This is a genomic window from Salmonella sp. 32120201201600049SM (assembly GCF_017572835.1).
GTDB classification, from domain to species: Bacteria; Pseudomonadota; Gammaproteobacteria; order Enterobacterales; family Enterobacteriaceae; genus Salmonella; species Salmonella enterica.
In genome coordinates, this window is sequence record NZ_JAGESA010000001.1 from 71,120 (window position 1) to 96,440 (window position 25,321).

Below are 25,321 nucleotides of genomic sequence, written 5' to 3' on the forward strand. Positions count from 1 at the left end.
TTGAAGATTAGCCGTTGAGTTTGACTGCCAGACCGGCGACGTATTCCCCCTGATAGCGAGCGATAGAGAGTTCCTCCTGGCTTGGTTGACGTGAACCGTCGCCTCCGGCGATAGTCGTTGCGCCGTAAGGCGTGCCGCCGCGAACCTGGGAGACGTCAAAGAGTTCCTGTGCGGCATAGCCTATCGGGACAATCACCATCCCATGATGGGCAAGCGTAGTCCAGGTCGAGGTGATGGTCTGCTCCTGGCCACCGCCCGTTCCGGTAGAACTGAACACGCTGCCGAGCTTGCCGTATAGCGCGCCGGATGCCCACAGTCCACCGGTTTGATCCAGGAAGGTACGCATCTGGCCTGACATATTGCCAAACCGGGTTGGCGTACCAAAAATAATGGCATCGTAATCCGCCAGCTCCTGTGGGGTGGCAACCGGTGCGTTTTGCGTTTTACCGCCAGCTTTTGCGAAGATTTCAGGCGGCATTGTTTCTGGCACACGCTTTATAATGACCTCTGCGCCGTCGACTTTCTTTGCCCCTTCCGCCACCGCGTGCGCCATGGTTTCAATGTGTCCGTACATGGAATAATAGAGCACCAGAATCTTTGCCATTTGTACTACTCCTCAGATTAATCAGGTGTGTAGCGATTCGCTACGTCTATTTAAAGATATGCTCTCCTGTGAAGAGTGCAAATTTCAGCGCCATTTCTTTGATTTATAACAATAATTAATTTGGCGACCTTTGTTGCAAAATGATACATTTTTAAGCGCTTTGATTTTCCCAAATATAAGAATAACTTATTTATTTCTTATGGTTATTATTCTGCGTATTCGGCTTCCAATGTTGCAGAATATTTCGGTAAGCGGCCTACCACGACGTTTTTCACTATGCTTAATGTTACGCGGCGTTACTGATGATATCGTTCATACGCTGCGCGAGGAGATACTCCTCATTACCTATGCAATATGATGTCTAATCTATGACGGAGGTCAGTAATGGCAAACCATCGTGGCGGTTCCGGTAATTTTGCGGAAGACCGCGAAAGAGCATCAGAAGCAGGTCGTAAAGGTGGTCAGCACAGCGGGGGCAATTTTAAGAATGACCCGCAGCGTGCATCCGAAGCAGGCAAAAAAGGGGGCAAAAGCAGTAACCGTAATAGCTAGCCTGCGTCACAACAGCAAGACGCTGAGCGTTTCGCGCTAAAAAGCGTCATGCGCCACCGCCGCCGGATTTCCGGCGGTTTTTTAGTTTATAAGCCGGATTTGGTATGCTTGCGTCCTGACAAAAAGGAGAGGGCGCATGTCGCAACGCACAGAGAAAAAAATCGGGAAACGCTCGCAGGCCACCGGTGCAAAACGGCAGCTTATCTTAACTGCCGCGCTTGCTGTTTTTTCCCAGTATGGCATTCATGGCGCGCGTCTTGAGCAGGTCGCCGAGCGGGCTGGCGTCTCCAAAACCAATCTGCTTTATTATTATCCCTCGAAAGAGGCGCTGTATGTCGCGGTAATGCGACAGATCCTGGATGTCTGGCTGGCGCCGCTCAAGGCGTTTCGCGCAGAATTTTCCCCTCTGGAGGCCATCAAAGAGTATATCCGTCTCAAGCTGGAAGTTTCGCGTGATTATCCGCAGGCGTCGCGGCTCTTCTGTATGGAGATGCTGGCGGGCGCGCCGCTCTTGATGGAGGAACTGACCGGCGATCTAAAAGCGTTGATAGATGAAAAATCCGCGCTGATTGCCGGATGGGTGCACAGCGGGAAACTGGCGCCCGTCTCCCCGCACCATTTGATCTTCATGATTTGGGCCGCCACGCAACATTACGCCGATTTTGCCCCTCAGGTTGAGGCGGTAACCGGCGCGACGCTTCGCGATGAAGCCTTTTTTAACCAAACGGTCGAAAGCGTTCAGCGCATTATTATTGAAGGGATTCGCGTGCGTTAACCGGCTGGCGGCAGCGGGCAGCTCAAATCACCCTCTTCACATTGCAGCAGCGAGGCTAAAAACGCTTCGCGTTCGTTCGTTTTATCGGTCAGGCACTGGCTGGCGATCATGGGTTGCACGCTGCCGCCCTCCGTACCTGAGCGAATCAGAGCGCAATCGGCGTCCCGCAGTGCAATCCATGCCACCTGCGCTTTTTGCAACAGCTCGCGCTGCGGCGGTTGCGCACGCTTAATCGCGCTTTGATAGGTTTCGTTCAGCTTTTTATCTGCCGCCTGGTATTGCGCGGCGGCGCAGCGATTCATTTCCAGCTGCGTACTGGCGCTGGCACACTCATCGGCCAACGCCTGACTGCTGAACAACAACGCCGCGCAGGTAAGGAAAATTCGTTTCATACGGTCCTCTGACGCGAGTAAAAAGGCTCCATTGACGGAGCCTTAATTAACCACAGTATTAGCCAATTGTCATCAGGCTGGCATTACCGCCAGCGGCGGCAGTGTTTACGCTCAGCGAACGTTCAATATAGAGCCGTTCCAGCAGTATATTGCTTTCGCCGCGGGCGAACCCCTGTACCGACACTATCGCGCCTTCGCGGGCGGCGACGGCTTCGCAAACGGTTCGCAGCTTGTCGGAGTCGCCGTGGAAAATCACCGCGTCAAACGGCTGCGCCATCAGCGTTTCCGCTTTCGCAAACTGGACACGCGCCGCGACGGCGGCGGGAAGACGTTTCGCCAGATCGCGGTGGAAGGCGTCGTCTGACCATAGCGCCTGACTGCCGACGGCGAGAACGGCGGCAAGCTGCGTCAACGCGTCCTGTTCGTCATCAGCCAGGCATAATACCCGTTCACGCGGCAACAGCGTCCAGGTATTACGCTCGCCGGTCGGCCCCGGTAGCAGGCGCTGCGTGCCGGCCTGCGCCAGATCGGCGAATTGTCGGCAGAGCGTCTGTAGCGCCGGGCGATCCGCCGCCCATTGCGTCAGAGCGGTCAACGGCGCGAGTAGCGTGGTTTTAAGCTGCGCATCCACCGGGTAACGCGCATCCTGACGAGTTAGCGTCGTATTGAGCGCATTGGGCGGGCGGTGTGCCAGCAGGCGGTAGAGATAGAGCGGTCCTCCCGCTTTTGGCCCGGTGCCGGACAGGCCTTCGCCGCCAAACGGCTGGACGCCGACGACCGCGCCCACCATATTACGGTTAACGTACAGGTTGCCGACGTGGGCGGAACCGGTGACTTGCGCAATGGTTTCATCAATACGGGTATGTACGCCCAGCGTTAGCCCGTAGCCGGAAGTGTTAATCTGTTCGATAAGTTCCGCCAGTTGGTTACGGTTATAACGCACGACGTGCAGCACGGGCCCGAAGACCTCTTTTTCCAGTTCTGCGAAGTTTTCCAGCTCAATAAGCGTGGGCATAACAAACGTACCGGTCTGCCATTCCTGCGCGTCATCGCTGTTTTCACGCGCGGCCTGGAAAACCGGGCGGCCTTTGGCGCGCATTGTCTGGATATGACGTTCAATGTTGGCTTTGGCCTCGCTATCGATCACCGGCCCGATATCGGTCGTCAGACGGCCTGGATTCCCCATCCGACACTCCGCCATCGCGCCGCGTAACATTTTCAGCGTATGTTCGGCGATATCCTCCTGCAAACACAGCACGCGGAGCGCGGAACAGCGTTGTCCGGCGCTGTCGAAAGCGGAAGCCAGCACATCCACGACCACCTGCTCGGTGAGCGCGGAAGAGTCGACAATCATAGCGTTCATACCGCCGGTTTCCGCAATCAACGGAATAGGGCGACCCTGGGCGTCAAGACGCGTGGCGATGTTGCGCTGCAACAACGTCGCGACCTCCGTGGAGCCGGTAAACATCACGCCGCGTACACGCGCATCGGCGGTAAGCTGGGCGCCGACGGTTTCTCCCCGTCCCGGCAACAGTTGCACGACGCCCGGCGGTACGCCCGCTTCCAGCAAAATGGCAATGCCCTGGGCGGCAATCAGCGATGTCTGCTCGGCTGGTTTCGCCAGAACGCTGTTACCTGCCGCCAGCGCGGCGGCGATTTGGCCGGTGAAAATGGCCAGCGGGAAGTTCCACGGACTGATACAGACCACCGGCCCTAACGGGCGATGCGTTTCGTTATCGAAATCGTCACGTACTTGACCGGCATAATAATGGAGGAAGTCTACCGCTTCGCGCACTTCGGCAATGGCGTTGCTGAACGTTTTCCCCGCTTCACGCACCAACAGGCCAATCAACTGCTGCATTTGGTCTTCCATCAATACCGCCGCCCGCTGCAAAATGGCGGCGCGTTCTTGCGGCGGCGTCGCAAACCAAACCGGCGCCTGATTGACCGCGTTTTGCAACGCCTGTTCAACCTCGCTTTCTGTCGCTTCGCGTCCCCAGCCAACAATATCTTTCGGTTCCGCCGGGTTGATAACCGGCGTCATCTCACCGTCGGCCACCGGTTGTTCCAGCACAGGTTTGGCCTGCCATTTCTGCATGGCGTTGCTTAACAGGGCAGAAGAAAGCGAGGCGAGGCGATGTTCATTCGCTAAATCAAGTCCGGCGGAGTTTATCCGACCTTCGCCGTACAGATCGCGCGGCAGCGGAATTTTCGGATGCGGTATGCCAGCCTGACCTTCCTGCTGCGCCAGTTTTTCCACGGCCTCGACCGGGTCGGCCACCAGTTCATCGAGCGGTAGGGTGGCATCGGCGATGCGGTTGACAAAAGAGGTGTTGGCGCCGTTTTCGAGCAGGCGTCGTACCAGATAGGCCAGCAGGGTTTCGTGTGTTCCCACCGGCGCGTAAATACGGCAGGGACGGTTAAGTTTTCCGTCCGCTACTTTACCGGTGACCTGTTCATACAGCGGTTCGCCCATGCCGTGCAGGCACTGGAATTCGTACTGACCCGGATAGTAATTTTGCCCGGCCAGATGATATATCGCTGCCAGTGTGTGAGCGTTATGGGTCGCGAACTGCGGGTAGATCAGATTAGGTACGGCAAGCAATTTTTTCGCGCAGGCCAGATAAGAGACATCGGTATACACTTTGCGGGTATAAACCGGATAACCCTCCAGCCCTTCCATTTGCGCGCGTTTGATTTCGCTATCCCAGTAGGCGCCTTTCACCAGACGAATCATCAGCCGACGGCGGCTACGGGAGGCCAGATCGACTAAATAATCAATGACCAGCGGGCAGCGTTTCTGGTAAGCCTGGATCACAAAGCCAATGCCGTTCCAGCCCGCCAGTTCGGGTTCGAAGCAGAGTTTTTCCAGCAGATCGAGCGAGATCTCCAGACGATCCGCCTCTTCGGCGTCGATATTGAGACCGATATCATACTGGCGCGCCAGCAGCGTCAGGGATTTCAGGCGCGGATAAAGCTCCTCCATTACCCGATCGTATTGCGCGCGACTATAGCGTGGATGCAGGGCGGACAGCTTAATCGAGATGCCTGGCCCTTCGTAAATACCGCGACCGTTAGACGCTTTGCCGATGGCATGAATCGCTTGCTGGTAAGAAACCATATAGGCCTGCGCATCGGCGGCGGTTAACGCGGCTTCGCCCAGCATATCGTAAGAATAGCGGAACCCTTTCTCTTCCAGTTTTCGGGCATTCGCCAGCGCCTGAGCAATGGTTTCACCAGTCACGAACTGCTCGCCCATTAAACGCATCGCCATGTCGACGCCTTTGCGGATTAACGGTTCGCCGCTCTTGCCGATAATGCGGTTCAGCGAGCGCGAAAGATTGGCTTCGTTATGCGTTGAGACCAGTCGGCCGGTAAAGAGCAGCCCCCAGGTGGCGGCGTTTACAAACAGCGACGGGCTACGGCCAATATGCGACTGCCAGTTGCCATTACTGATTTTGTCGCGAATTAACGCATCGCGCGTAGCTTTGTCGGGAATACGCAGTAGCGCTTCCGCCAGACACATCAGCGCAACGCCTTCTTGCGAAGAGAGGGAAAACTCCTGCAACAGGCCTTGTACCATACCCGCGCGACCGCTGGCGGATTTTTGATTGCGCAATTTCTCCGCCAGTTGATACGCCAGTTTATGAGCCTGCTCAGCGACAGGCGGCGACAGGCGCGCCTGTTCCATTAGCATTGACACCGCATCGGTTTCCGGGCGGCGCCAGGCGGCGGTGATGGCGGCGCGAGAGACGGATTGGGGAAGAATCTGTTCGGCAAACTCCAGAAAGGGCTGATGCGGCTCATCCTGCGGCGCGACCGGCTCCTCGCTTTCATTTGCCGCGCCGGCAAACAGCGCAGGTAGCTCCGGTAGCGTATCGCTATTTTCCAGCTTGTCCAGATAGCTAAAGATTGCCTGTTTTATTAACCAGTGCGGCGTGCGATCGATACGCGACGCGGCCATTTTGATCCGTTCGCGCGTGGCGTCGTCCAGCTTAACCCCCATCGTGGTGGTTCCCATACCCTCTACTCCTGTTATTCGCTCTGTCTGCTAACCAATAGTTAGCGGAAAATATCCACTATGTTGCAACTTTGTGCAACCGCGTTAAATGTGACCTGCGTTGCAAGCTTAAAAATGAATAAATTGTTAAAAAAAGAAAGAGGGAGTCTGACGGGGAAAACCATCTGGATTTATTTTCTCTGCGGTAGTTAACACTTTTAAAAGGTGCAACCGCAAAAAATGTGAGAGAGTGCAACCTGGAGAAAAATAGTATCCCTCTGCAATCAAATTTGATGTAAATGGTGTGTTAAATCGATTGTGAATAACCACCGCTTCCGGCAGGATACGGTCGCCCTGGTAAACATAACACCCTTGCCACGTTCCGGCAGGGTACAAAACGGCACGCTACGGTAGTGCCAATAAATAAATTTGGAGAACCTTGATGGCTATTAGCACACCGATGTTGGTGACATTCTGTGTCTATATTTTTGGCATGATATTGATTGGGTTTATCGCCTGGCGCTCAACCAAAAACTTTGATGACTATATTCTTGGCGGTCGCAGTCTGGGGCCGTTTGTTACGGCTTTATCAGCCGGCGCGTCGGATATGAGCGGCTGGCTGTTAATGGGGCTGCCTGGCGCTATCTTTCTGTCGGGGATCTCTGAAAGCTGGATCGCCATTGGCCTGACGTTAGGCGCATGGATTAACTGGAAGCTGGTGGCCGGGCGCCTGCGCGTGCATACCGAATTTAACAATAACGCGCTCACGCTGCCGGACTATTTTACCGGTCGGTTTGAGGATAAGAGCCGAGTCCTGCGTATTATTTCCGCGTTGGTTATTCTGCTGTTTTTCACCATCTATTGCGCGTCAGGTATTGTCGCTGGAGCACGACTGTTCGAAAGCACCTTCGGTATGAGCTATGAAACCGCACTGTGGGCGGGGGCCGCGGCAACCATTATTTATACCTTTATCGGCGGGTTTCTTGCCGTTAGCTGGACGGATACCGTTCAGGCCAGCCTGATGATTTTTGCGTTAATCCTGACGCCGGTGATGGTTATTGTCGGCGTAGGCGGTTTTAGCGAGTCGCTGGAGGTGATCAAGCAAAAGAGCATCGAGAATGTCGACATGCTCAAGGGGCTGAATTTTGTCGCTATTATTTCCCTGATGGGCTGGGGACTGGGTTACTTCGGTCAGCCGCATATCCTGGCGCGCTTTATGGCGGCGGATTCCCATCACAGTATTGTTCATGCGCGTCGTATCAGTATGACCTGGATGATTCTGTGTCTGGCGGGCGCGGTGGCGGTGGGCTTCTTTGGCATTGCGTACTTTAACAACAACCCCGCGCTGGCCGGGGCGGTGAACCAAAACTCAGAACGCGTATTTATTGAACTGGCGCAGATCCTGTTTAACCCGTGGATTGCCGGTATTTTGCTGTCTGCTATCCTGGCGGCGGTGATGTCGACGTTGAGCTGTCAGTTGCTGGTATGCTCCAGCGCGATTACAGAAGATTTATATAAGGCTTTTCTGCGTAAAAGCGCCAGCCAGCAAGAGCTGGTATGGGTAGGGCGAGTGATGGTGCTGGTGGTAGCGCTGATCGCCATTGCGCTGGCGGCGAACCCCGATAACCGTGTGCTGGGGCTGGTGAGCTACGCCTGGGCTGGATTCGGCGCGGCATTTGGGCCTGTTGTCCTGTTTTCTGTGATGTGGTCGCGTATGACACGTAACGGCGCGCTGGCGGGAATGATTATTGGCGCGGTGACGGTTATCGTCTGGAAACAATATGGCTGGCTGGATCTGTATGAGATCATCCCTGGCTTCATTTTCGGCAGCCTGGGGATCGTAATCTTTAGCCTGCTTGGCAAAGCGCCGACAGCAGCGATGCAGGAACGCTTTGCAAAAGCGGACGCGCATTATCACTCCGCGCCGCCGTCGAAGCTACAGGCGGAATAACCGACATGTCCGATAGCATTATTGCCATCGGACATATTTTACCAGGCGGCGTTATACGCCTGCCTGGTCCTCTGATAAGTCCCGGACCGATTGACTGAAGATGTTCAGGTAAATGAGGACGCTCTCTCAAACTATTTTTAGCCCTTGAGCGCCATTAACGCGGGCGTAATACGTCTCGAGTAATCACTAACTGGCCATATATGAAATCGCCTGTTAATAGTACCAATAGCCTTGACGCAATAGAGTAATGACAAAAATTAAAACGAGTCAGCGTTACTGGCGTAAGTATGCCGCACAAAATTTTGCATAAATAATGCCGTTTTAGCGATGGGAGAGAGGACACGTTAACTACTCCGTTTTAACCTTTTATATGTTGAATATTCAATGGGTTATGGGTGGTTTCACCATTAATACCCATAGTAGCTAATGATTATCTTTTTTAGTCTCCTGCCAATGAAATAATTGTGTAATCTTTCTGTAAGAGACTGACAATGACGCAATAATGTTTGGTTAATGCATGGTGAATATATTGTTGCATTATTGATGTTTTGTGTTGTACTTAGTAGTAATAGCGGTAGTTCCCCGGCAGTGATGGTCACTCACTATGGAGATCGCGAATGGTAATGTCCGCACCAGGACACATTATTTACAGTAGTTACAACACCCTGTACGGACATTCTCTCTCCGGTGGTGGTCTTGTCATCTTAAAAGCTCTCATCATTTCTCTTACTGTCCATACCCATGACGTCATATGTGGTGCGCGTAGCCGTGTGTGGCGTCGTTTCAAAAAGCAAGCTAAGGCTTACAAGGAAGCCAACCCTCAGATGTGTGTGCGCATAATCGCGTTCAAGAGAACGCGGGTGATGTATACCTACAACTCAAGGTGCTATCCATGGGAAGACAAAAAGCAGTGATCAAAGCTCGTCGTGAAGCAAAGCGTGTGTTGAGACGAGATTCGCGTAGTCATAAGCAACGTGAAGAAGAATCGGTCACGTCACTGGTACAGATGGGCGGAGTAGAAGCCATTGGCATGGCGCGCGATAGTCGCGATACCTCTCCTGTTAAGGCGCGAAATGAAGCACAGGCGCATTATCTGAACGCTATTGACAGTAAACAGCTTATTTTTGCGACCGGCGAAGCCGGCTGCGGGAAAACATGGATCAGTGCGGCAAAGGCGGCAGAAGCATTGATTCATAAGGACGTTGAGAGGATCATTGTGACGCGTCCGGTATTGCAGGCTGATGAAGATCTTGGTTTTTTGCCCGGTGATATCGCTGAAAAATTCGCGCCTTATTTTCGGCCCGTCTACGATGTCCTGCTTAAACGGTTGGGCGCGTCCTTTATGCAATATTGTTTGCGCCCGGAAATCGGTAAGGTAGAAATTGCCCCGTTCGCCTATATGCGTGGGCGTACTTTTGAAAATGCGGTCGTGATCCTCGACGAGGCGCAAAATGTGACTGCGGCGCAAATGAAAATGTTTTTGACGCGACTAGGCGAAAATGTCACGGTCATTGTCAATGGCGATATTACGCAATGCGACCTGCCGCGCGGCGTGCGTTCCGGGTTGAGCGATGCGTTGGAACGCTTTGAAGAAGATGAAATGGTAGGGATTGTGCATTTCAACAAAGACGACTGCGTGCGCTCGGCGCTTTGTCAGCGAACGCTTCACGCATACAGCTAATATAGCATTGACTTTCAGAGCCCGGGAGACCGGGCTTTGTTGTCTATAAAGCGTCCAGCAGACTCATGGACAAAAAAGGAAAATGACGCCTGTACGTGAAGGGAATTATTTTGTCATGTCCAGGGCATTCATTGTCCGTAATTTGCTTTCTCGGGCCTGTTCCGGCGAGGACTGTACAAGAAGGGTATAGAGCAGGTCAAAGACGAAAAGCTGCGCGGCTTTCGTACCGATCGAGTCACCCTGCAACATTCCTTGCCGATTACCATTGATCAGGCAAAAATCGGCCTCTTCACATAATGGAGAACCCAGATTATGGGTAATGGCGACTGTGGTGGCGCCAGCCTGTCGGGCCAATCGGAGTGAATGCACTGTTTCTGGCGATGTGCCCGAGTGACTGACACCCATCGCGACATCGCCTGCTTTTAATAGCGTAGCCTGCATGTACATAAAATGGTTATTGCTTACCGCATCGCCCCGTAAACCAATACGCATTAGCTTGTGTTTCATATCCAGCGCCGTGATCCCCGATGAGCCCACACCAAAGATATAAACTGAGTGACAGTGACGTAGGGCGTCCACGACACCGAGAACTTGTTGCATATCAAGCAGATTTAGCGTTTCAGATAATACATTACTAATGGTGTTCTGCAATTTTAAACCAATGGCGTGGGCATCGTCGGATTCGCTAACTTCGGCATCCAGTAGAGGACTACTGTCATCAGACTCGGTAGTGGCAAGTTCAATGGCCAGGTCCATTTTAAAATCCTGAAAACCTTTATAGCCCAGGGTGCGACAAAAGCGAATAACCGTGGCTTCTCCGGCCTGTGTGTCGCGCGACAAATCGGCAATAGATGACTGTGTCACCTGTCTGGGGAAGGCTAAAATATATTGCGCAATACGCTGGGAGGCACGTGTCAGGCTTTTTTGCATAGCACCCAGAGTGTCAAGGATTTTTCCGGGTTTAAGACGTGGGGGTTGAGGCTCCATATAGTTCCTGCTCTTGAGGGCTGATTGCGGCACAAAGCCTGCAATATCGAACAGAGCAGAGCCTATCAAGTCTGCGGCATGAAAAAAAGCGCGATGTAAGTAAAGGAGGGGGAATATTTACATCGCGTTGCCAACTTATGACAGAACATCACTGGAGAGTAATCTGTTTGCTCTTACGGTGTTTATAGCGCGCCATCTGTCGGATGGTTTATATCTGGCCCGGTATTGTCGCCCCGGGCGTTGGCGTCACCGTGTGCTGTGTCGGTATAGCGTGGTATCATGAAATCATAATGTCACCTTTGGTTCAGGTTTTTCATCCAGCGTCAATGGCGGTGCCGGGGCAAATAACGGGGCGAAAATAACGCCGCTGATCACCACGCTTAGCGAGCCAATGACCCCATAAAAGAAGAAGTTAAGGTCAGTGGCATAGCGTGCGCCCAGCACGGTAATGACGCTGATAATAATTCCTAAAACCGCACTCCCGGCATTTGCTCGTTTAAAGAAAATGCCCAGCATGAACAGACCGGTCATTGGCCCTCCCATCAGACCTATCAGACTATTAAATGCATCCCAGATTTCTGATTCATCGGCCATGACCAGCCATACCGAGGCCGCGCTACTTATCAGGCCCGCGACCAGAATAACTAACTTAGCTATTTTCATACGGTTTTCTGGCGTTCTTTTTTTATGACTCAAACGCTGATAGATATCGGAATTAAAACAACTGGAAATGCTGTTTAAGCTGCTGGAGATGCTGGACTGCGCGGCAGCGAAAATAGCGGCGATTATCAACCCTGCAATGCCGACTGGCATTTCGGTGACCACGAATAAGGGTAAAATGCCGCCAGTGTTGAATCCCGCCGGTAATAATTGTGGATGTTGCTGATAGTAGACAAACAATGCCGAGCCGATAGCAAAAAAGAAAACAGGGATCACAGCAACCAGTTTGGCATTTGTAAGTAATGTTTTCTTCGTTTCCTCTATGGAGTCAGTCACGATATAGCGTTGGACCACATCCTGACTGGCAGTAAATTGCTGAATATTGGCAAACAGAAAACCAATCATCAATACAGGTACTGTGCTTTCCGTCCAGCTCCAGTGGAACTGCGTAGCCGGAAAGAATTTATCCGCCTGCTGCGTCACCGTAAAAATTTCACCAATGCCGCCCTGGACTTTGAGACATATCACTATAAAAATCAGTATCGCGCTGCCAGAAAGTAAGAGGCCTTGAATAACATCAGTCCATATTACTCCTTCAATTCCACCCATCCAGGTATAAATGATACACATCACGCTAATCAACAGTACCAAAATCACCGGGTCTATAGCGATGAAGGGGCGCAAGGCCAGCACGGTGAGGAAAGTGATAATGGCGATACGTCCGATATGAAACAACATAAATGACATGCTGGCGAATAGACGGCAGCGCACATCGAACCGTGCTTCGAGATATTCATAGGCTGATGTGACTTTCAATTTCCGAAAAAACGGAATATAGAAATAAAAAACCAGCGGTAAAATTGCGATAGCCAGATACTGACCAATGATAAACGTCCAGTCGGAAGTAAACGCTTTGGCAGGAATTGACATAAATGTAATTGAGCTTAACGTAGTAGCAAATACACTGACCCCAGCCGCCCAACCAGGAACCCGGCCACCACCGCGAAAATAATCGTCTGCTGTTTTTTGCCGTCTGGAAAAATAGACACCGACTAACATCATGGCCAGGAGGTAGCCAAATAATACAAGATAATTAACGATGCCGAAAGAATGTGTAATCATAGTTCTTTCCTGCTTATGGTTTTGAGTAGAGTTGCGGTCATCGTCTGTGTATTTTTATCTTCCCATCATTCAGACGATACGATATTCAGATCAAGTAATAGTTTTTGTTAATCTCAATGACGCTAATCATGAGATGTAAAAGGCAGAGCATTTATGCTCCTGATGCCAAGACGTATGTCCTGCCGGATACCTGAAATAGCAGCTATCCGATATTGCGTTCAAACAGGCTTCAGGCCTGAGTATCGTATTTGCCGATAGCATTATTAACGTCGGATTATTCTCTGAGACATACATATCAATAGTAAGCGTGTTCATTTTCTTTTCCTGTTCAGCAGTTTTACTGCGTGACTGAACCACTGACAGATATGCTCGATACGAGTGATAGCGGAACCAACGGTAACTGCCCAGGCACCATGCTCAATAGCATTGGCCGCCAGTGCAGGCGTGTTATAGCGCCCCTCGGCAATCACACGACAACCTGCATGGCTCAGTTGTGTCACCATTGCCAAATCTGGCTCAACCGGCGTGATGGGGCCGGTATAGCCAGACAGTGTTGTACCAATGAATTCGATTCCTTTCTGATGGCAACTTATGCCTTCATTCACGGTTGAACAGTCTGCCATCGCCAGTAATCCATGCAGGCGAATACGTGTCAGTAAACTATCAATATCAACCGGGCGAGAGCGGAATGAGGCATCAAAAGCGATAATATCGGCACCTGCCTGCGCCAGGGCGTCAACATCCTGTAAATAGGGAGTGATACGGACTGGCGACCCTGTAAGTTCACGTTTAATTATCCCAATAATAGGAACAGAAAGATGGGGACGAACAGTCCGCAGATTCTCAATGCCTTCAATGCGCACAGCGACCGCACCCGCCGAAGCCGCTGCCTGTGCCATTGCAGCCACAATTTCAGGTTTATCCATAGGGCTGCCTGGTACCGGTTGGCATGAGACAATCAGCCCACCGTTTTCGTGTACACTTTGTTCCAGCCTGGCTAATAGTGACATCCAGTTCCGCCTTATATATTTTGAAGTTTTGCTCCGTTTTATGTTATGTTGTGGAGTGTTGCTGCATCAAGCAAAAAGATAGAAAAATGTGAACACAGTCATAAGGTATGTTTGTTATTCAATTACTGCGCCAGCGGATTTGAGGCTATAACCTGAAGCTACAAGACAAATACAATTCACTCTGACGGCAGCATGCTGTATTTTATTAACTGCTTCCGGCATAAAGATAAAATGCTCAGAAAGAGCTTATACGCCACGGGATAGCCAGTATGAAATGCATCACATAATTCTTGTTGTATTTATTCGAATGCTATCACTAATGAGTTTGACCATAACAGGTCACCCATAATCACTTCTAACATCACCATGGTGTGCTTTTACCTCGCACATGATAACCCCATGTAATTATTTTTAGCGCTTGGTCACATTTTGTCATTATCATTGTTGAAATTTCGCACCATAAGATCACTAATGATGAAGCTTTACTCCAATTGTATTTCTTCGCATGGGGATGCAGATGAAAAATTTTAAGAAAATGATGACGCTAATGGCGCTATGTTTATCAGTCGCTATCACCACATCAGGATATGCAACGACGCTTCCTGATATACCAGAACCACTGAAAAATGGTACTGGCGCTATTGATAATAATGGCGTGATTTATGTCGGCTTAGGTACCGCAGGGACATCCTGGTATAAAATTGATCTTAAAAAGCAACATAAAGACTGGGAGCGTATAAAGTCGTTTCCTGGTGGAGCTCGTGAGCAATCCGTGTCGGTATTTTTAAATGATGAGCTTTATGTTTTTGGTGGCGTAGGGAAAAAAAACAGTGAATCACCGTTGCAGGTTTATAGCGATGTGTACAAATACTCACCGGTGAAAAATACATGGCAAAAAGTTGACACTATATCTCCAGTTGGATTAACAGGGCATACGGGAGTAAAATTAAACGAAACGATGGTACTTATTACCGGAGGGGTTAATGAGCATATCTTTGATAAGTATTTTATTGATATAGCGGCTGCGGATGAAAGTGAAAAAAATAAAGTCATCTATAATTATTTTAATAAACCTGCCAAAGATTATTTTTTTAATAAAATCGTATTTATCTACAATGCTAAAGAGAACACATGGAAGAATGCCGGTGAGCTGCCAGGCGCGGGGACGGCAGGATCGTCATCGGTAATGGAAAATAATTTCCTGATGCTGATTAATGGTGAGCTCAAACCGGGTTTACGTACCGATGTGATTTACCGCGCCATGTGGGATAACGATAAGCTAACATGGTTGAAGAACAGCCAGTTACCGCCATCGCCTGGAGAACAACAGCAAGAAGGGTTGGCCGGAGCATTTTCGGGCTATAGTCACGGTGTCCTGCTTGTCGGTGGTGGCGCGAATTTTCCGGGAGCAAAACAAAATTATACCAATGGAAAGTTTTATTCCCACGAAGGAATAAATAAAAAATGGCGAGATGAAGTCTATGGTTTGGTTAATGGCCATTGGCAATATATGGGTAAAATGAAACAACCTCTCGGCTATGGTGTATCAGTAAGTTATGGTGATGAAGTTTTCCTTATTGGTGGTGAAAATGCTAAAGGGAAACCTGTTTCGTCTGTAACCTCCTTTACCATGCGTGATGGTAATTTATTAATAAAATAATTTTTTAAATACAAAAATAAAGTTAATTGATGAGCGGAGTATTTTATGAAAATCAACAAATATCTTCTGGGTATGGTTTCGTTTATAGCATTTTCATCATATCTACAAGCGGCAACCCTTGATTATCGGCATGAATATGCTGATAGAACCAGAATTAATAAAGACCGTATTGCTATAATTGAAAAGCTTCCTAACGGCATTGGTTTTTATGTCGATGCCAGCGTTAAATCGGGAGGAGTAGATGGTGAGCAGGATAAGCATTTAAGCGATCTCGTCGCAAACGCTATAGAACTGGGCGTAAGTTATAATTATAAAGTTACGGACAATTTTGTTTTGCAGCCTGGATTTATATTTGAAAGCGGTCCAGACACTTCAATTTATAAGCCTTATTTAAGGGGGCAATATAATTTTGATTCTGGTGTTTATATGGCTGGTCGTTACCGTTATGACTATGCAAGGAAGACAGCTAACTATAGTGATGATGAGAAAACGAATAGATTTGATACTTATATAGGTTATGTTTTTGATGAGTTGAAATTAGAATATAACTTTACCTGGATGGATAGCGATCAAATTAAATTTGATAACAAAAAAACAAACTATGAACATAATGTGGCTTTAGCCTGGAAACTGAATAAGTCATTTACACCATACGTTGAGGTCGGAAATGTAGCGGTGAGAAATAATACCGATGAGAGACAGACCCGTTATCGCGTTGGATTACAATACCACTTTTGAGAAAGGTTAAAGAGTTACTGTACTAATCTTTGCTTAGTATTCATATCGATAATCTTATAGCCCGTAGCTACGTTACAGAACGTTAGACTTTGTCTTGAGTATTCACGTCCTTAACGTAGCTACGAATAAGGATGATAAACAATGAATATACGTCTTACATAGCTACGATCTCAGGCGGTTGTCGGAAAGTGCCGGTTGATTGTGTCTTATTCGGCAATTGATATGACTTAAAAATTAATTCCGTAAGCATTTCAGACGGTAACAGCAAATAAGGGTTTTATTGTGATAGCAAAATTCTTCCCGTGGTATAGCGAGATAACACGTCCACAAAAAAATGCTTTATTTTCAGCATGGCTGGGTTACGTTTTTGATGGCTTCGACTTTATGCTGATTTTCTACATTATGTATCTGATCAAGGCTGACTTAGGATTGACAGATATGGAGGGCGCATTCCTTGCCACAGCGGCCTTTATTGGGCGACCATTTGGCGGGGCGCTATTTGGTCTGCTGGCAGACAAATTTGGCCGTAAGCCGTTAATGATGTGGTCGATAGTTGCCTATTCTGTAGGTACAGGGTTAAGTGGCCTGGCTTCCGGTGTAATTATGCTGACGCTTAGTCGCTTCATTGTCGGTATGGGGATGGCGGGGGAGTATGCTTGCGCTTCTACTTATGCCGTGGAAAGTTGGCCAAAGCATTTAAAATCTAAAGCGAGCGCATTTCTGGTTTCAGGTTTCGGTATTGGTAACATCATAGCAGCCTATTTTATGCCGTCATTTGCCGAAGCGTATGGTTGGCGTGCTGCTTTTTTTGTCGGTTTGCTACCCGTTCTTTTAGTAATCTACATCCGGGCCAGGGCTCCTGAATCTAAAGAGTGGGAAGAAGCCAAACTCAGTGGTCCCGGAAAGCATTCACAAAGTGCCTGGTCAGTTTTCTCTTTGTCAATGAAAGGGCTATTTAATCGAGCTCAATTTCCACTGACATTATGTGTATTTATTGTTCTGTTCTCTATTTTCGGCGCAAACTGGCCGATCTTTGGTCTACTGCCTACATATTTGGCGGGAGAGGGCTTTGATACGGGCGTGGTCTCTAATTTAATGACGGCGGCGGCATTCGGCACTGTATTGGGAAATATCGTTTGGGGGCTGTGCGCAGATAGAATTGGTTTGAAGAAAACGTTCAGCATTGGTCTTCTCATGTCCTTTTTATTCATTTTCCCGTTATTCAGAATTCCGCAAGATAATTATTTACTGCTGGGCGCATGTTTATTCGGTTTAATGGCGACTAACGTAGGTGTTGGCGGGTTGGTTCCCAAATTTCTCTACGACTACTTTCCTCTTGAGGTTCGTGGTTTGGGTACCGGGCTGATTTATAATCTTGCTGCGACATCAGGCACATTCAATTCAATGGCGGCGACCTGGCTTGGAATAACAATGGGGCTAGGCGCTGCGCTAACGTTCATTGTTGCTTTCTGGACCGCAACAATTCTACTCATTATTGGCCTATCCATTCCGGATAGACTAAAAGCACGTCGTGAAAGTTTTCAATCAACAAAAGAATTTTAATAGAGGATAAATGATGACGAAATACGGTGTTGTAGGTACAGGTTATTTTGGCGCTGAACTGGCGCGATTTATGTCTAAGGTTGAAGGGGCGAAAATCACTGCGATTTACGATCCGGTAAATGCGGCTCCGATAGCGAAAGAGCTGAACTGTGTCGCCACTGCAACGATGGAGGCGCTTTGTACCCATCCTGATGTGGATTGCGTAATTATTGCTTCACCAAATTACTTACATAAAGCGCCGGTCATTGCGGCGGCTAAAGCGGGTAAACACGTGTTTTGTGAAAAACCTATCGCCTTAAATTACCAGGATTGTAAGGATATGGTTGATGCCTGCAAAGAAGCTGGTGTTACCTTTATGGCGGGTCACGTTATGAACTTTTTTCACGGGGTTCGCCACGCTAAAGCGCTCATCAAAGCCGGTGAAATCGGTGAAGTTACACAAGTTCACACTAAACGTAATGGTTTTGAAGACGTGCAGGATGAGATCTCATGGAAGAAGATTCGCGCAAAGTCAGGTGGGCATCTGTACCATCACATTCACGAGCTAGATTGTACACTGTTCATCATGGATGAAACCCCATCCCTGGTTTCAATGGCGGCGGGGAATGTTGCGCACAAAGGTGAAAAATTTGGTGATGAAGATGATGTTGTCCTAATCACCCTTGAGTTTGAAAGCGGTCGTTTCGCGACACTTCAGTGGGGATCATCGTTCCATTACCCTGAGCACTATGTATTAATTGAGGGCACGACAGGTGCAATTCTCATTGATATGCAAAACACGGCGGGTTATCTAATAAAAGCGGGCAAAAAAACACACTTTCTTGTGCATGAAAGCCAGGCGGAGGATGATGATCGTCGCAACGGTAACATATCCAGCGAGATGGATGGCGCAATCGCTTATGGTAAACCCGGTAAACGTACGCCGATGTGGCTCTCATCAATTATGAAACTGGAGATGCAGTACTTGCATGATGTGATAAACGGTCTGGAGCCAGGCGAGGAGTTTGCTAAATTGCTAACGGGAGAAGCGGCGACAAATGCTATTGCTACCGCTGATGCTGCGACGCTTTCCTCAAACGAGGGGCGCAAAGTTAAACTCACTGAAATTCTTGGCTAAAATTGAAAGCCGGATGGTGGTGTTATTGGCCGGTGGCGCTGCGCTTATGTAGACCGGATAAGGCGCCCGTGAACTGTGCCGCCATCCGGCAATGGACGGGTCACATATAAGCAAAAAGCCCGTACTTCTGTACAGGCTCTCAACTTGAATATGGCGGTGAGGGGGGGATTGACTCGCTGCGCTCGCCCTTCGGGCAGTCTCCTCGCAAGCTCGTCGTCTGTCCAACTGGCTGCGCCAGTTGTCGAACCCCGGTCGGTGGTTCTCATCCCCCCTTGGTTTGGGGGATACATATAAGCAAAAAGCCCGTACTTCTGTACAGGCTCTCAACTTGAATATGGCGGTGAGGGGGGGATTCGAACCCCCGATACGTTGCCGTATACACACTTTCCAGGCGTGCTCCTTCAGCCACTCGGACACCTCACCAAATTGTCGCTCCAGCATTACTGGAACGGGCGCTAATGTAGGGAAATATCCATTCTACGTCAATCAACTTTTTTCAAAAAAAAGCGCGTTTATACAAACTTCCACCAATCTGTGGCTTTAATAAGCGAAAACTGCTTTTTTTGCCCGCGCCGGGAAATTTGCTATGCTGCACATCCCGTTGAAAACGCTGATAACAGGCGCAATCACATTCCGCACCATACTGCTCAGGAGATAACATGGAGATAATTTTTTATCACCCGACATTTAACGCCGCCTGGTGGGTAAATGCGCTGGAGAAGGCTCTCCCACATGCGCGCGTTCGTGAATGGAAGGTCGGTGATAACAACCCCGCAGACTATGCGCTTGTATGGCAGCCCCCGGTTGAAATGCTGGCCGGAAGACGCTTAAAAGCCGTCTTTGCGCTGGGCGCGGGGGTGGATGCAATTCTGAGTAAATTAAATGCGCATCCGGAAATGCTGGACGCCTCCATTCCTCTATTCCGTCTGGAAGATACCGGAATGGGCCTGCAAATGCAGGAGTATGCCGTCAGCCAGGTATTACACTGGTTCCGTCGTTTCGATGATTATCAGGCGCTGAAAAATCAGGCGCTATGGAAACCGTTGCCGGAATATACCCGCGAAGAATTTAGCGTCGGTATCATGGGCGCAGGGGTACTGGGCGCAAAAGTGGCAGAAAGTCTACAGGCGTGGGGGTTCCCGTTACGTTGCTGGAGTCGTAGCCGCAAATCCTGGCCTGGCGTGGAAAGTTATGTAGGGCGTGAAGAGCTGCGCGCTTTCCTGAACCAGACGCGGGTGCTGATTAATCTGCTGCCGAATACGGCCCAAACGGTAGGAATTATTAATAGCGAATTGTTGGATCAATTGCCGGATGGCGCTTACGTGCTGAATCTCGCGCGCGGCGTTCATGTTCAGGAGGCGGATCTGCTGGCTGCGCTTGATAGCGGTAAGCTAAAAGGCGCGATGTTGGATGTCTTTAGCCAGGAACCGTTACCGCAGGAAAGTCCATTATGGCGCCATCCGCGAGTCGCCATGACGCCGCACATTGCGGCAGTCACCCGTCCGGCGGAAGCCATCGATTATATTAGCCGCACCATTACCCAGCTGGAGAAGGGAGAGCCGGTGACGGGGCAGGTGGATCGGGCGAGAGGATATTGATATCAACCCGGCGCGGGCCGGGTTTCGCTAAAAAACGCTGGCGATACCTGCTATCCTTGTCGGAAATGACTACAGGAGAGAGCAATGTATCCCGTTGACCTGCATATGCATACCGTCGCCAGCACTCATGCCTACAGTACTCTGAGCGATTATATCGCGGAAGCCAAACGCAAAGGCATTAAACTTTTTGCGATTACCGATCATGGTCCGGACATGGAAGATGCGCCGCATCACTGGCATTTTATTAACATGCGCATCTGGCCGCGTCTGGTTGACGGCGTGGGGATACTGCGTGGCATTGAGGCGAATATCAAGAATATTAACGGTGAAATTGATTGTTCCGGAAAGATGTTCGACTCGCTGGATCTGATTATCGCAGGCTTTCATGAGCCCGTTTTTGCGCCGCATGATAAAGAAACCAATACTCAGGCGATGATCGCGACCATCGCCAGCGGCAAGGTGCATATAATTAGTCACCCCGGAAATCCAAAGTATCCAGTGGAGGTTAAAGCCATCGCGCAGGCGGCGGCGAAACACCATGTAGCGCTGGAAATCAACAACTCTTCTTTTCTGCATTCGCGTAAAGGAAGCGAAGATAATTGCCGCGCGGTCGCTGCCGCCGTACGCGATGCGGGAGGCTGGGTAGCGTTAGGCTCTGATTCCCATACGGCCTTTACGCTTGGCGATTTCACCGAATGCCGGAAAATTCTGGATGCGGTGAATTTTCCGGAAGATCGAATCCTGAACGTCTCGCCGCAGCGCTTACTGGCCTTTCTCGAATCACGCGGTATGGCGCCTGTACCGGAATTTGCCGAACTTTAATCGTTATTTATGGGAAGATATCAATGAATGAGTTTTCAATCCTGTGCCGTGTGCTGGGATCGTTGTTTTACCGCCAACCGCAAGATCCTTTACTGGTTCCGCTGTTTACGTTAATCCGTGAAGGTAAACTGGCGGCAAACTGGCCGCTGGAGCAGGATGACATGCTGGCGCGTTTACAGAAAAGCTGCGATATCACGCAGATTTCCACTGATTACAATGCGTTATTTGTTGGGGAAGAGTGCGCGGTAGCGCCATACCGCAGTGCGTGGGTCGAAGGCGCGGAAGAGTCTGAGGTGCGCGCTTTTTTAACGTCGCGAGGGATGCCGCTGGCCGATACGCCTGCCGATCACATTGGCACTTTATTGCTCGCGGCCTCCTGGCTGGAAGATCAGTCTGCCGAAGATGAAAGTGAAGCGCTGGAAACCTTATTTGCCGATTATCTGCTTCCCTGGTGCAATACCTTCCTCGGTAAAGTTGAAGCCCATGCCGTTACGCCATTCTGGCGCACTCTGGCGCCGCTAACGCGTGATGCGATAGGGGCCATGTGGGATGAACTTCAGGAAGAAGATGAAGAATAATGTGATGTAAATCACCATTAACTGCAACGGGTTTTACATCATTGCATAAAATGTGTGCGTGATCTCATTAATGTGCCGCTTTTCTGTTATGATGCGCGCCATGAACATACTTCTTTCTATTGCTATCACGACGGGCATCCTTTCTGGAATATGGGGATGGGTGGCCGTCTCCCTGGGGTTACTAAGCTGGGCCGGTTTTTTAGGCTGTACGGCTTATTTCGCCTGTCCGCAGGGCGGCTTTAAGGGATTGTTGATTTCCGCCTGTACGCTGTTAAGCGGTATGGTGTGGGCGCTGGTCATTATTCACGGTAGCGCGTTGGCGCCGCATCTGGAAATTGTCAGTTACGTGTTGACGGGGATCGTGGCATTCCTGATGTGTATCCAGGCAAAGCAGCTATTGCTTTCTTTTGTTCCGGGAACATTTATCGGCGCCTGCGCGACATTTGCAGGGCAGGGTGACTGGCGGTTGGTATTACCGTCGCTGGCGCTGGGGCTAATCTTTGGCTATGCCATGAAAAATAGTGGGCTATGGCTGGCATCACGCCGCGAGCAACATTCAGCGAATACGGCGGTCACAAAATAAAAAAGCGTGGGGTTCTTCCCCACGCTTTGTCGTATTCATCAGGATTCTGGCGGTACTGACAGCTCACGGTATTTCACCAGAATATCATTTTGCCTGTCCGCTTTATTCTGCAAATCCCACAGTCCGCGATCGATACCATCATTAATGAGGAAGATAACGCCGGTTTCAATGGCTGACATCAGACACAGCATCACCGGTTCGTTCGAGGTATAGCCGATTTCGCCTTCCAGTAAGCGCTGGTAATCAATAAAACGGAACACGCCTGCCTGTACTTCATAGGAAAGGATCGTTTTACTGGTGTTCACCGAGGAAAGGATCTCGCCCGTACTGACGTTAACCACGCGCAGGTTGACAGCAATCTGATCCAGCTGATACTGCGTATCGGCGCCAATACCGAAATATCTTGCGCCGACCCCGCCGGATTTGACGTTACTTTCATAACCAATAATAGAACCTTCCACCATGATATTTGCCGCCGTCAGCGACTGAAGCGGGATACGGTTATTCATCGCCACGGTGCCGTTTTCCTGGGCTGCGCGAATAATTTTCCGTTCATTCAAAAGATTCTGTAAGCCTTGTCGTTCCAGCGGGATAAACCAGCGCGAATCTTTCAGCGCAGTGACCAACATAGCGGTGGCGCTCTGCGGCACAGCCGTAGAAAAGTTACTTGCCGGGTAAGGTTTAAATTGGCCCGTTTCATCCTGAATGTTATATACCGAAACAAAGATCTTACCGGTGGGAGCAGGTAAGTGCGTCAAATCTTTGTAACTTTGTGCGCGGGGCATTAATGTCGGTTTCGCAGCTTGTTTCGGCGGGGCAGTTAAGCATCCGCTCAACAATAAAACGGCAACCAAAATAAGTAAGCGCGGCATGATTTATATCCTTTAGTGACTGTAGCTTAAAAATCGGTTGACTGAGTTTGTAAACCTGACACTTCGATGGTCGAGGTTCTTCCCGTTTTTCTGTCCGTGACGTTGAGCTGGAGCTGTCCGTCGCGATTAGCGATATCGATAATAAAATCGTTGGTCACCATACGTCCTGGTTTCCCGGTATTAATATTGGTCAACAAGCCGCCCAGAATTTGCGATTGAATAGCCTGTGTAAAGTTATCCAACGCTGAGGGGGTTTCGATACCAAAATCGTTATCATAAGCGGGGTCTTTATATGAATTTTGCGCCTGGGCGCTATTCAATAAAAAGGAACCGTTATTGGGGTTTCCACCAAAGTTAGGATTACGGAACTGGAACGTCATATTTCCAGCCCAGGTTAATGGCGAAAAAAGCATGAGTAGCACTACTGCATGTTTAACACGCATGACAGCCTCCGGATAAAAATCATGTTTTAGAATTCATCACGCGCTAAATCACTCGTACTTAATAGCGTTTGATCTATTTGTCGGCGATTTAATGCTTCCTCTGTTTGCGCTAATGCGAAGACGACGGTTTTCTCGAAGTCTCTTTTCATTGGAAATAAAAAGGTCTGGAAAATAACGTCCTGATTTACCGTTATGGTGATCCAGCTTCCCCAACGCGCACTGGGTCTTTCATTAATGGTCAGATTGCCGGTGTATTCGCTTTCCCATTTGTCGCTGAATGCACGATAGAATTCATGTCCTATCGAAGAGACGGTATGGTCGGTTAACAATCCGGGAACCTCGACTTCAACTTCATTGGCATGCAGGTTTCCGGTAGCGAACAGTAACTCTGCTGCTACAATCCAGGTCAGATAGCGTTTCATGGCCTTACCGCCTGAGATTATCGTTTGCCCATGAAACTGCCTGGGTGCGATTTTTGACAGCTATCTTTTTGAAAAGATTATAAAGATGTGTCTTAACCGTATTCTCGCTGATAAATAGCGACCTGGCGATTTCATTATTAGAGGCACCAATACGTAACTTATTGAGGATCTCTTTTTCGCGATGAGTGAGTAATGCGGACTCGGTGCTGTTGTAGCGGTAATTTCCTGAGTGTGTAATCAGGTAACTGGCTAATTTTTGTGAAAAATAGCATTCGCCCCGCAGAATACCCTGTAATCCGCTGACCACGTGTTCCTGGTCTTCAGTGGCGTAAAACACGCCGTTAATATGAGGCCAGTTTTCAATTTCACGGTAGGGATAATCGTCAGGGGTATTTAACAATAATGTTTTTATATTATTGTTTTTGCGGCTTAAATTATCCTGCCAATAGTGGATAAGCTTCTTATCCGCTTCCATCATATCCATTAAAACAATGCAACCGGATGAGATATCTTCCAGAGAACGTTGAATATTATGCAGTTTTCCGGTTATGGCCAGCGATTGCTTTAAATGTTGCAATAATGCCGTAGCTTGCAGAGATGGCTTTGTGATCAACAATAGTGTGTGACCATGACTACTATGGACTTCATTAAACATGATGAAACTCCACTTTTTTTAATCGCACATCTGACAGCTGCCCTCATAAAATAAAGGCACCAGAAGTACTGACAGATGTTGCACTGCTGTGGGTTGAAATAGCCCATTATCCAGAAAGAGAAAAATATTTACGAAAATACTTTTAACTGTTTTCAATCTAGCCATTACAAATCTTAAAGCAAGTGTTAAACTTGTAACAAGATGTAAAAATATATATTAAAATGTTGTTTTTGGGTTTTTTTGAAGTTTAGATTTGATAGTAAAGTTGTACATTTCGCTGTTATTGCATAGATTTAAAAAATCATACAAATTATAATAATTCATTGATTTTTAATCATTTTAATTATTATATGTCATGTTTTGATTTTATTTTTTCTTAAAATTTGAGACGTGGCATTAACCTGGACAGCACAAAGACAAAAAAAACGAAGTGTGTCACGTCTTGTGCGTATTGCCCCCCATGGGAAGCATAAGAACATCCCCATGGCGGCATAACACACACCAACACTTCATTTTTTTTGTGCGCGATACACTAT

General features: G+C 49.0%; 22 protein-coding genes, 1 tRNA gene and 1 other RNA gene. 12 read left to right on the forward strand and 12 right to left on the reverse strand.

The features are described from left to right. Positions 1-7: 7 nt before the first annotated feature. A complete protein-coding gene (gene wrbA, locus J4650_RS00345) occupies positions 8-604 on the reverse strand; it encodes an NAD(P)H:quinone oxidoreductase (RefSeq protein WP_001062898.1) in 597 nt (198 codons plus the stop codon). Positions 605-988: 384 nt separating this feature from the next. Between wrbA and J4650_RS00350 the strand changes: the two genes are divergently transcribed. Together J4650_RS00350 and rutR are read left to right on the forward strand one after the other, a co-directional pair. Then, positions 989-1,156 (forward strand): general stress protein, encoded by a 168-nt coding sequence (locus J4650_RS00350; RefSeq protein WP_001273663.1) that lies wholly within the window; start codon positions 989-991, stop codon positions 1,154-1,156. A 136-nt stretch (positions 1,157-1,292) separates the two neighbouring features. Beyond that, positions 1,293-1,931 carry an HTH-type transcriptional regulator RutR gene (gene rutR / locus J4650_RS00355; protein WP_000083128.1) on the forward strand — a complete coding sequence of 213 codons (639 nt, stop codon included), beginning with the start codon at positions 1,293-1,295 and terminating at the stop codon, positions 1,929-1,931. On the opposite strand, the gene J4650_RS00360 is transcribed toward rutR, so the two are convergent. Beyond that, complete coding sequence (locus J4650_RS00360) at positions 1,928-2,323, reverse strand: lysozyme inhibitor LprI family protein (protein WP_000821059.1); 396 nt, start codon at positions 2,321-2,323, stop codon at positions 1,928-1,930. The genes rutR and J4650_RS00360 overlap by 4 nt on opposite strands. Positions 2,324-2,381: 58 nt before the next feature. Continuing rightward, positions 2,382-6,344: a trifunctional transcriptional regulator/proline dehydrogenase/L-glutamate gamma-semialdehyde dehydrogenase gene (gene putA, locus J4650_RS00365; RefSeq protein ID WP_023993498.1), complete on the reverse strand. Its 3,963-nt coding sequence runs from the start codon at positions 6,342-6,344 to the stop codon at positions 2,382-2,384. Positions 6,345-6,765: 421 nt separating this feature from the next. On the opposite strand from putA, the gene putP reads away from it, so the two are divergent. Together putP and phoH are read left to right on the forward strand one after the other, a co-directional pair. Then, the gene (putP, locus tag J4650_RS00370; RefSeq protein ID WP_001018463.1) at positions 6,766-8,274 is read left to right on the forward strand and encodes a sodium/proline symporter PutP; all 1,509 of its coding nucleotides are present in this window, start codon (positions 6,766-6,768) and stop codon (positions 8,272-8,274) included. A gap of 892 nt (positions 8,275-9,166) precedes the next feature. Next, the gene (gene phoH, locus J4650_RS00375) at positions 9,167-9,955 is read left to right on the forward strand and encodes a phosphate starvation-inducible protein PhoH (protein ID WP_000533527.1); all 789 of its coding nucleotides are present in this window, start codon (positions 9,167-9,169) and stop codon (positions 9,953-9,955) included. A 105-nt stretch (positions 9,956-10,060) separates the two neighbouring features. Here phoH and J4650_RS00380 read toward each other — a convergent pair whose 3' ends face one another. The 3 genes from J4650_RS00380 to J4650_RS00390 all read right to left on the reverse strand — a co-directional run bounded on the left by J4650_RS00380 (position 10,061) and on the right by J4650_RS00390 (position 13,734). Further along, complete coding sequence (locus J4650_RS00380) at positions 10,061-10,942, reverse strand: MurR/RpiR family transcriptional regulator (RefSeq protein ID WP_000433673.1); 882 nt, start codon at positions 10,940-10,942, stop codon at positions 10,061-10,063. A gap of 285 nt (positions 10,943-11,227) precedes the next feature. Beyond that, the gene (locus tag J4650_RS00385; RefSeq protein ID WP_000628085.1) at positions 11,228-12,724 is read right to left on the reverse strand and encodes a sodium:solute symporter; all 1,497 of its coding nucleotides are present in this window, start codon (positions 12,722-12,724) and stop codon (positions 11,228-11,230) included. 311 nt (positions 12,725-13,035) lie between these two features. Continuing rightward, positions 13,036-13,734: an N-acetylmannosamine-6-phosphate 2-epimerase gene (locus J4650_RS00390; RefSeq protein WP_023993497.1), complete on the reverse strand. Its 699-nt coding sequence runs from the start codon at positions 13,732-13,734 to the stop codon at positions 13,036-13,038. A 505-nt stretch (positions 13,735-14,239) separates the two neighbouring features. On the opposite strand from J4650_RS00390, the gene J4650_RS00395 reads away from it, so the two are divergent. The 4 genes from J4650_RS00395 to J4650_RS00410 all read left to right on the forward strand — a co-directional run bounded on the left by J4650_RS00395 (position 14,240) and on the right by J4650_RS00410 (position 18,812). Next, the gene (locus J4650_RS00395) at positions 14,240-15,394 is read left to right on the forward strand and encodes an N-acetylneuraminate epimerase (RefSeq protein WP_000525761.1); all 1,155 of its coding nucleotides are present in this window, start codon (positions 14,240-14,242) and stop codon (positions 15,392-15,394) included. Positions 15,395-15,439: 45 nt separating this feature from the next. After that, positions 15,440-16,132: an oligogalacturonate-specific porin KdgM family protein gene (locus tag J4650_RS00400; RefSeq protein WP_000700610.1), complete on the forward strand. Its 693-nt coding sequence runs from the start codon at positions 15,440-15,442 to the stop codon at positions 16,130-16,132. 282 nt (positions 16,133-16,414) lie between these two features. Next, entirely contained in the window at positions 16,415-17,695 is a 1,281-nt protein-coding gene (locus J4650_RS00405; protein ID WP_000560758.1) for an MFS transporter, read from the forward strand. A gap of 10 nt (positions 17,696-17,705) precedes the next feature. Then, complete coding sequence (locus J4650_RS00410; protein WP_000988589.1) at positions 17,706-18,812, forward strand: Gfo/Idh/MocA family oxidoreductase; 1,107 nt, start codon at positions 17,706-17,708, stop codon at positions 18,810-18,812. A gap of 151 nt (positions 18,813-18,963) precedes the next feature. Here the strand turns inward: J4650_RS00410 and J4650_RS00415 are convergent. Both J4650_RS00415 and J4650_RS00420 read right to left on the reverse strand, forming a co-directional pair. Then, a non-coding RNA gene (locus J4650_RS00415) (RtT sRNA) lies at positions 18,964-19,099 on the reverse strand. 48 nt (positions 19,100-19,147) lie between these two features. After that, positions 19,148-19,235: transfer RNA gene (locus tag J4650_RS00420), tRNA-Ser, on the reverse strand. 236 nt (positions 19,236-19,471) lie between these two features. On the opposite strand from J4650_RS00420, the gene ghrA reads away from it, so the two are divergent. The 4 genes from ghrA to J4650_RS00440 all read left to right on the forward strand — a co-directional run bounded on the left by ghrA (position 19,472) and on the right by J4650_RS00440 (position 22,393). Next, positions 19,472-20,410 (forward strand): glyoxylate/hydroxypyruvate reductase GhrA, encoded by a 939-nt coding sequence (ghrA, locus tag J4650_RS00425; protein ID WP_000402552.1) that lies wholly within the window; start codon positions 19,472-19,474, stop codon positions 20,408-20,410. A gap of 84 nt (positions 20,411-20,494) precedes the next feature. Beyond that, positions 20,495-21,232, forward strand: a complete 738-nt coding sequence (locus J4650_RS00430) for a phosphatase (protein WP_000283643.1) — start codon at positions 20,495-20,497, stop codon at positions 21,230-21,232. 23 nt (positions 21,233-21,255) lie between these two features. Further along, positions 21,256-21,810: a molecular chaperone gene (locus tag J4650_RS00435; protein WP_001001883.1), complete on the forward strand. Its 555-nt coding sequence runs from the start codon at positions 21,256-21,258 to the stop codon at positions 21,808-21,810. 100 nt (positions 21,811-21,910) lie between these two features. Further along, positions 21,911-22,393 (forward strand): DUF1097 domain-containing protein, encoded by a 483-nt coding sequence (locus tag J4650_RS00440; protein ID WP_001546652.1) that lies wholly within the window; start codon positions 21,911-21,913, stop codon positions 22,391-22,393. A 38-nt stretch (positions 22,394-22,431) separates the two neighbouring features. On the opposite strand, the gene csgG is transcribed toward J4650_RS00440, so the two are convergent. The 4 genes from csgG to csgD are packed head-to-tail and all read right to left on the reverse strand — an operon-like array spanning position 22,432 to position 24,785. Then, positions 22,432-23,265 carry a curli production assembly/transport protein CsgG gene (gene csgG / locus J4650_RS00445; RefSeq protein WP_001137620.1) on the reverse strand — a complete coding sequence of 278 codons (834 nt, stop codon included), beginning with the start codon at positions 23,263-23,265 and terminating at the stop codon, positions 22,432-22,434. A 26-nt stretch (positions 23,266-23,291) separates the two neighbouring features. Further along, on the reverse strand, positions 23,292-23,708 hold the full coding sequence (csgF, locus tag J4650_RS00450; protein ID WP_001264073.1) for a curli production assembly/transport protein CsgF: 417 nt from the start codon (positions 23,706-23,708) through the stop codon (positions 23,292-23,294). 26 nt (positions 23,709-23,734) lie between these two features. After that, positions 23,735-24,130 (reverse strand): curli production assembly/transport protein CsgE, encoded by a 396-nt coding sequence (gene csgE, locus J4650_RS00455; protein WP_000833307.1) that lies wholly within the window; start codon positions 24,128-24,130, stop codon positions 23,735-23,737. Positions 24,131-24,134: 4 nt separating this feature from the next. Next, positions 24,135-24,785 carry a biofilm master transcriptional regulator CsgD gene (gene csgD, locus J4650_RS00460; protein WP_023993496.1) on the reverse strand — a complete coding sequence of 217 codons (651 nt, stop codon included), beginning with the start codon at positions 24,783-24,785 and terminating at the stop codon, positions 24,135-24,137. Positions 24,786-25,321 lie beyond the last annotated feature (536 nt).

What these genes read in the sequence shown, in the direction of transcription:
- wrbA (WP_001062898.1), bottom strand. Translation starts at nt 604, where the DNA reads ATGGCAAAGATTCTGGTGCTCTATTATTCCATGTACGGACACATTGAA.
- J4650_RS00350 (WP_001273663.1), top strand. Translation starts at nt 989, where the DNA reads ATGGCAAACCATCGTGGCGGTTCCGGTAATTTTGCGGAAGACCGCGAA.
- rutR (WP_000083128.1), top strand. Translation starts at nt 1,293, where the DNA reads ATGTCGCAACGCACAGAGAAAAAAATCGGGAAACGCTCGCAGGCCACC.
- J4650_RS00360 (WP_000821059.1), bottom strand. Translation starts at nt 2,323, where the DNA reads ATGAAACGAATTTTCCTTACCTGCGCGGCGTTGTTGTTCAGCAGTCAG.
- putA (WP_023993498.1), bottom strand. Translation starts at nt 6,344, where the DNA reads ATGGGAACCACCACGATGGGGGTTAAGCTGGACGACGCCACGCGCGAA.
- putP (WP_001018463.1), top strand. Translation starts at nt 6,766, where the DNA reads ATGGCTATTAGCACACCGATGTTGGTGACATTCTGTGTCTATATTTTT.
- phoH (WP_000533527.1), top strand. Translation starts at nt 9,167, where the DNA reads ATGGGAAGACAAAAAGCAGTGATCAAAGCTCGTCGTGAAGCAAAGCGT.
- J4650_RS00380 (WP_000433673.1), bottom strand. Translation starts at nt 10,942, where the DNA reads ATGGAGCCTCAACCCCCACGTCTTAAACCCGGAAAAATCCTTGACACT.
- J4650_RS00385 (WP_000628085.1), bottom strand. Translation starts at nt 12,724, where the DNA reads ATGATTACACATTCTTTCGGCATCGTTAATTATCTTGTATTATTTGGC.
- J4650_RS00390 (WP_023993497.1), bottom strand. Translation starts at nt 13,734, where the DNA reads ATGTCACTATTAGCCAGGCTGGAACAAAGTGTACACGAAAACGGTGGG.
- J4650_RS00395 (WP_000525761.1), top strand. Translation starts at nt 14,240, where the DNA reads ATGGGGATGCAGATGAAAAATTTTAAGAAAATGATGACGCTAATGGCG.
- J4650_RS00400 (WP_000700610.1), top strand. Translation starts at nt 15,440, where the DNA reads ATGAAAATCAACAAATATCTTCTGGGTATGGTTTCGTTTATAGCATTT.
- J4650_RS00410 (WP_000988589.1), top strand. Translation starts at nt 17,706, where the DNA reads ATGATGACGAAATACGGTGTTGTAGGTACAGGTTATTTTGGCGCTGAA.
- ghrA (WP_000402552.1), top strand. Translation starts at nt 19,472, where the DNA reads ATGGAGATAATTTTTTATCACCCGACATTTAACGCCGCCTGGTGGGTA.
- J4650_RS00430 (WP_000283643.1), top strand. Translation starts at nt 20,495, where the DNA reads ATGTATCCCGTTGACCTGCATATGCATACCGTCGCCAGCACTCATGCC.
- J4650_RS00435 (WP_001001883.1), top strand. Translation starts at nt 21,256, where the DNA reads ATGAATGAGTTTTCAATCCTGTGCCGTGTGCTGGGATCGTTGTTTTAC.
- J4650_RS00440 (WP_001546652.1), top strand. Translation starts at nt 21,911, where the DNA reads ATGAACATACTTCTTTCTATTGCTATCACGACGGGCATCCTTTCTGGA.
- csgG (WP_001137620.1), bottom strand. Translation starts at nt 23,265, where the DNA reads ATGCCGCGCTTACTTATTTTGGTTGCCGTTTTATTGTTGAGCGGATGC.
- csgF (WP_001264073.1), bottom strand. Translation starts at nt 23,708, where the DNA reads ATGCGTGTTAAACATGCAGTAGTGCTACTCATGCTTTTTTCGCCATTA.
- csgE (WP_000833307.1), bottom strand. Translation starts at nt 24,130, where the DNA reads ATGAAACGCTATCTGACCTGGATTGTAGCAGCAGAGTTACTGTTCGCT.
- csgD (WP_023993496.1), bottom strand. Translation starts at nt 24,785, where the DNA reads ATGTTTAATGAAGTCCATAGTAGTCATGGTCACACACTATTGTTGATC.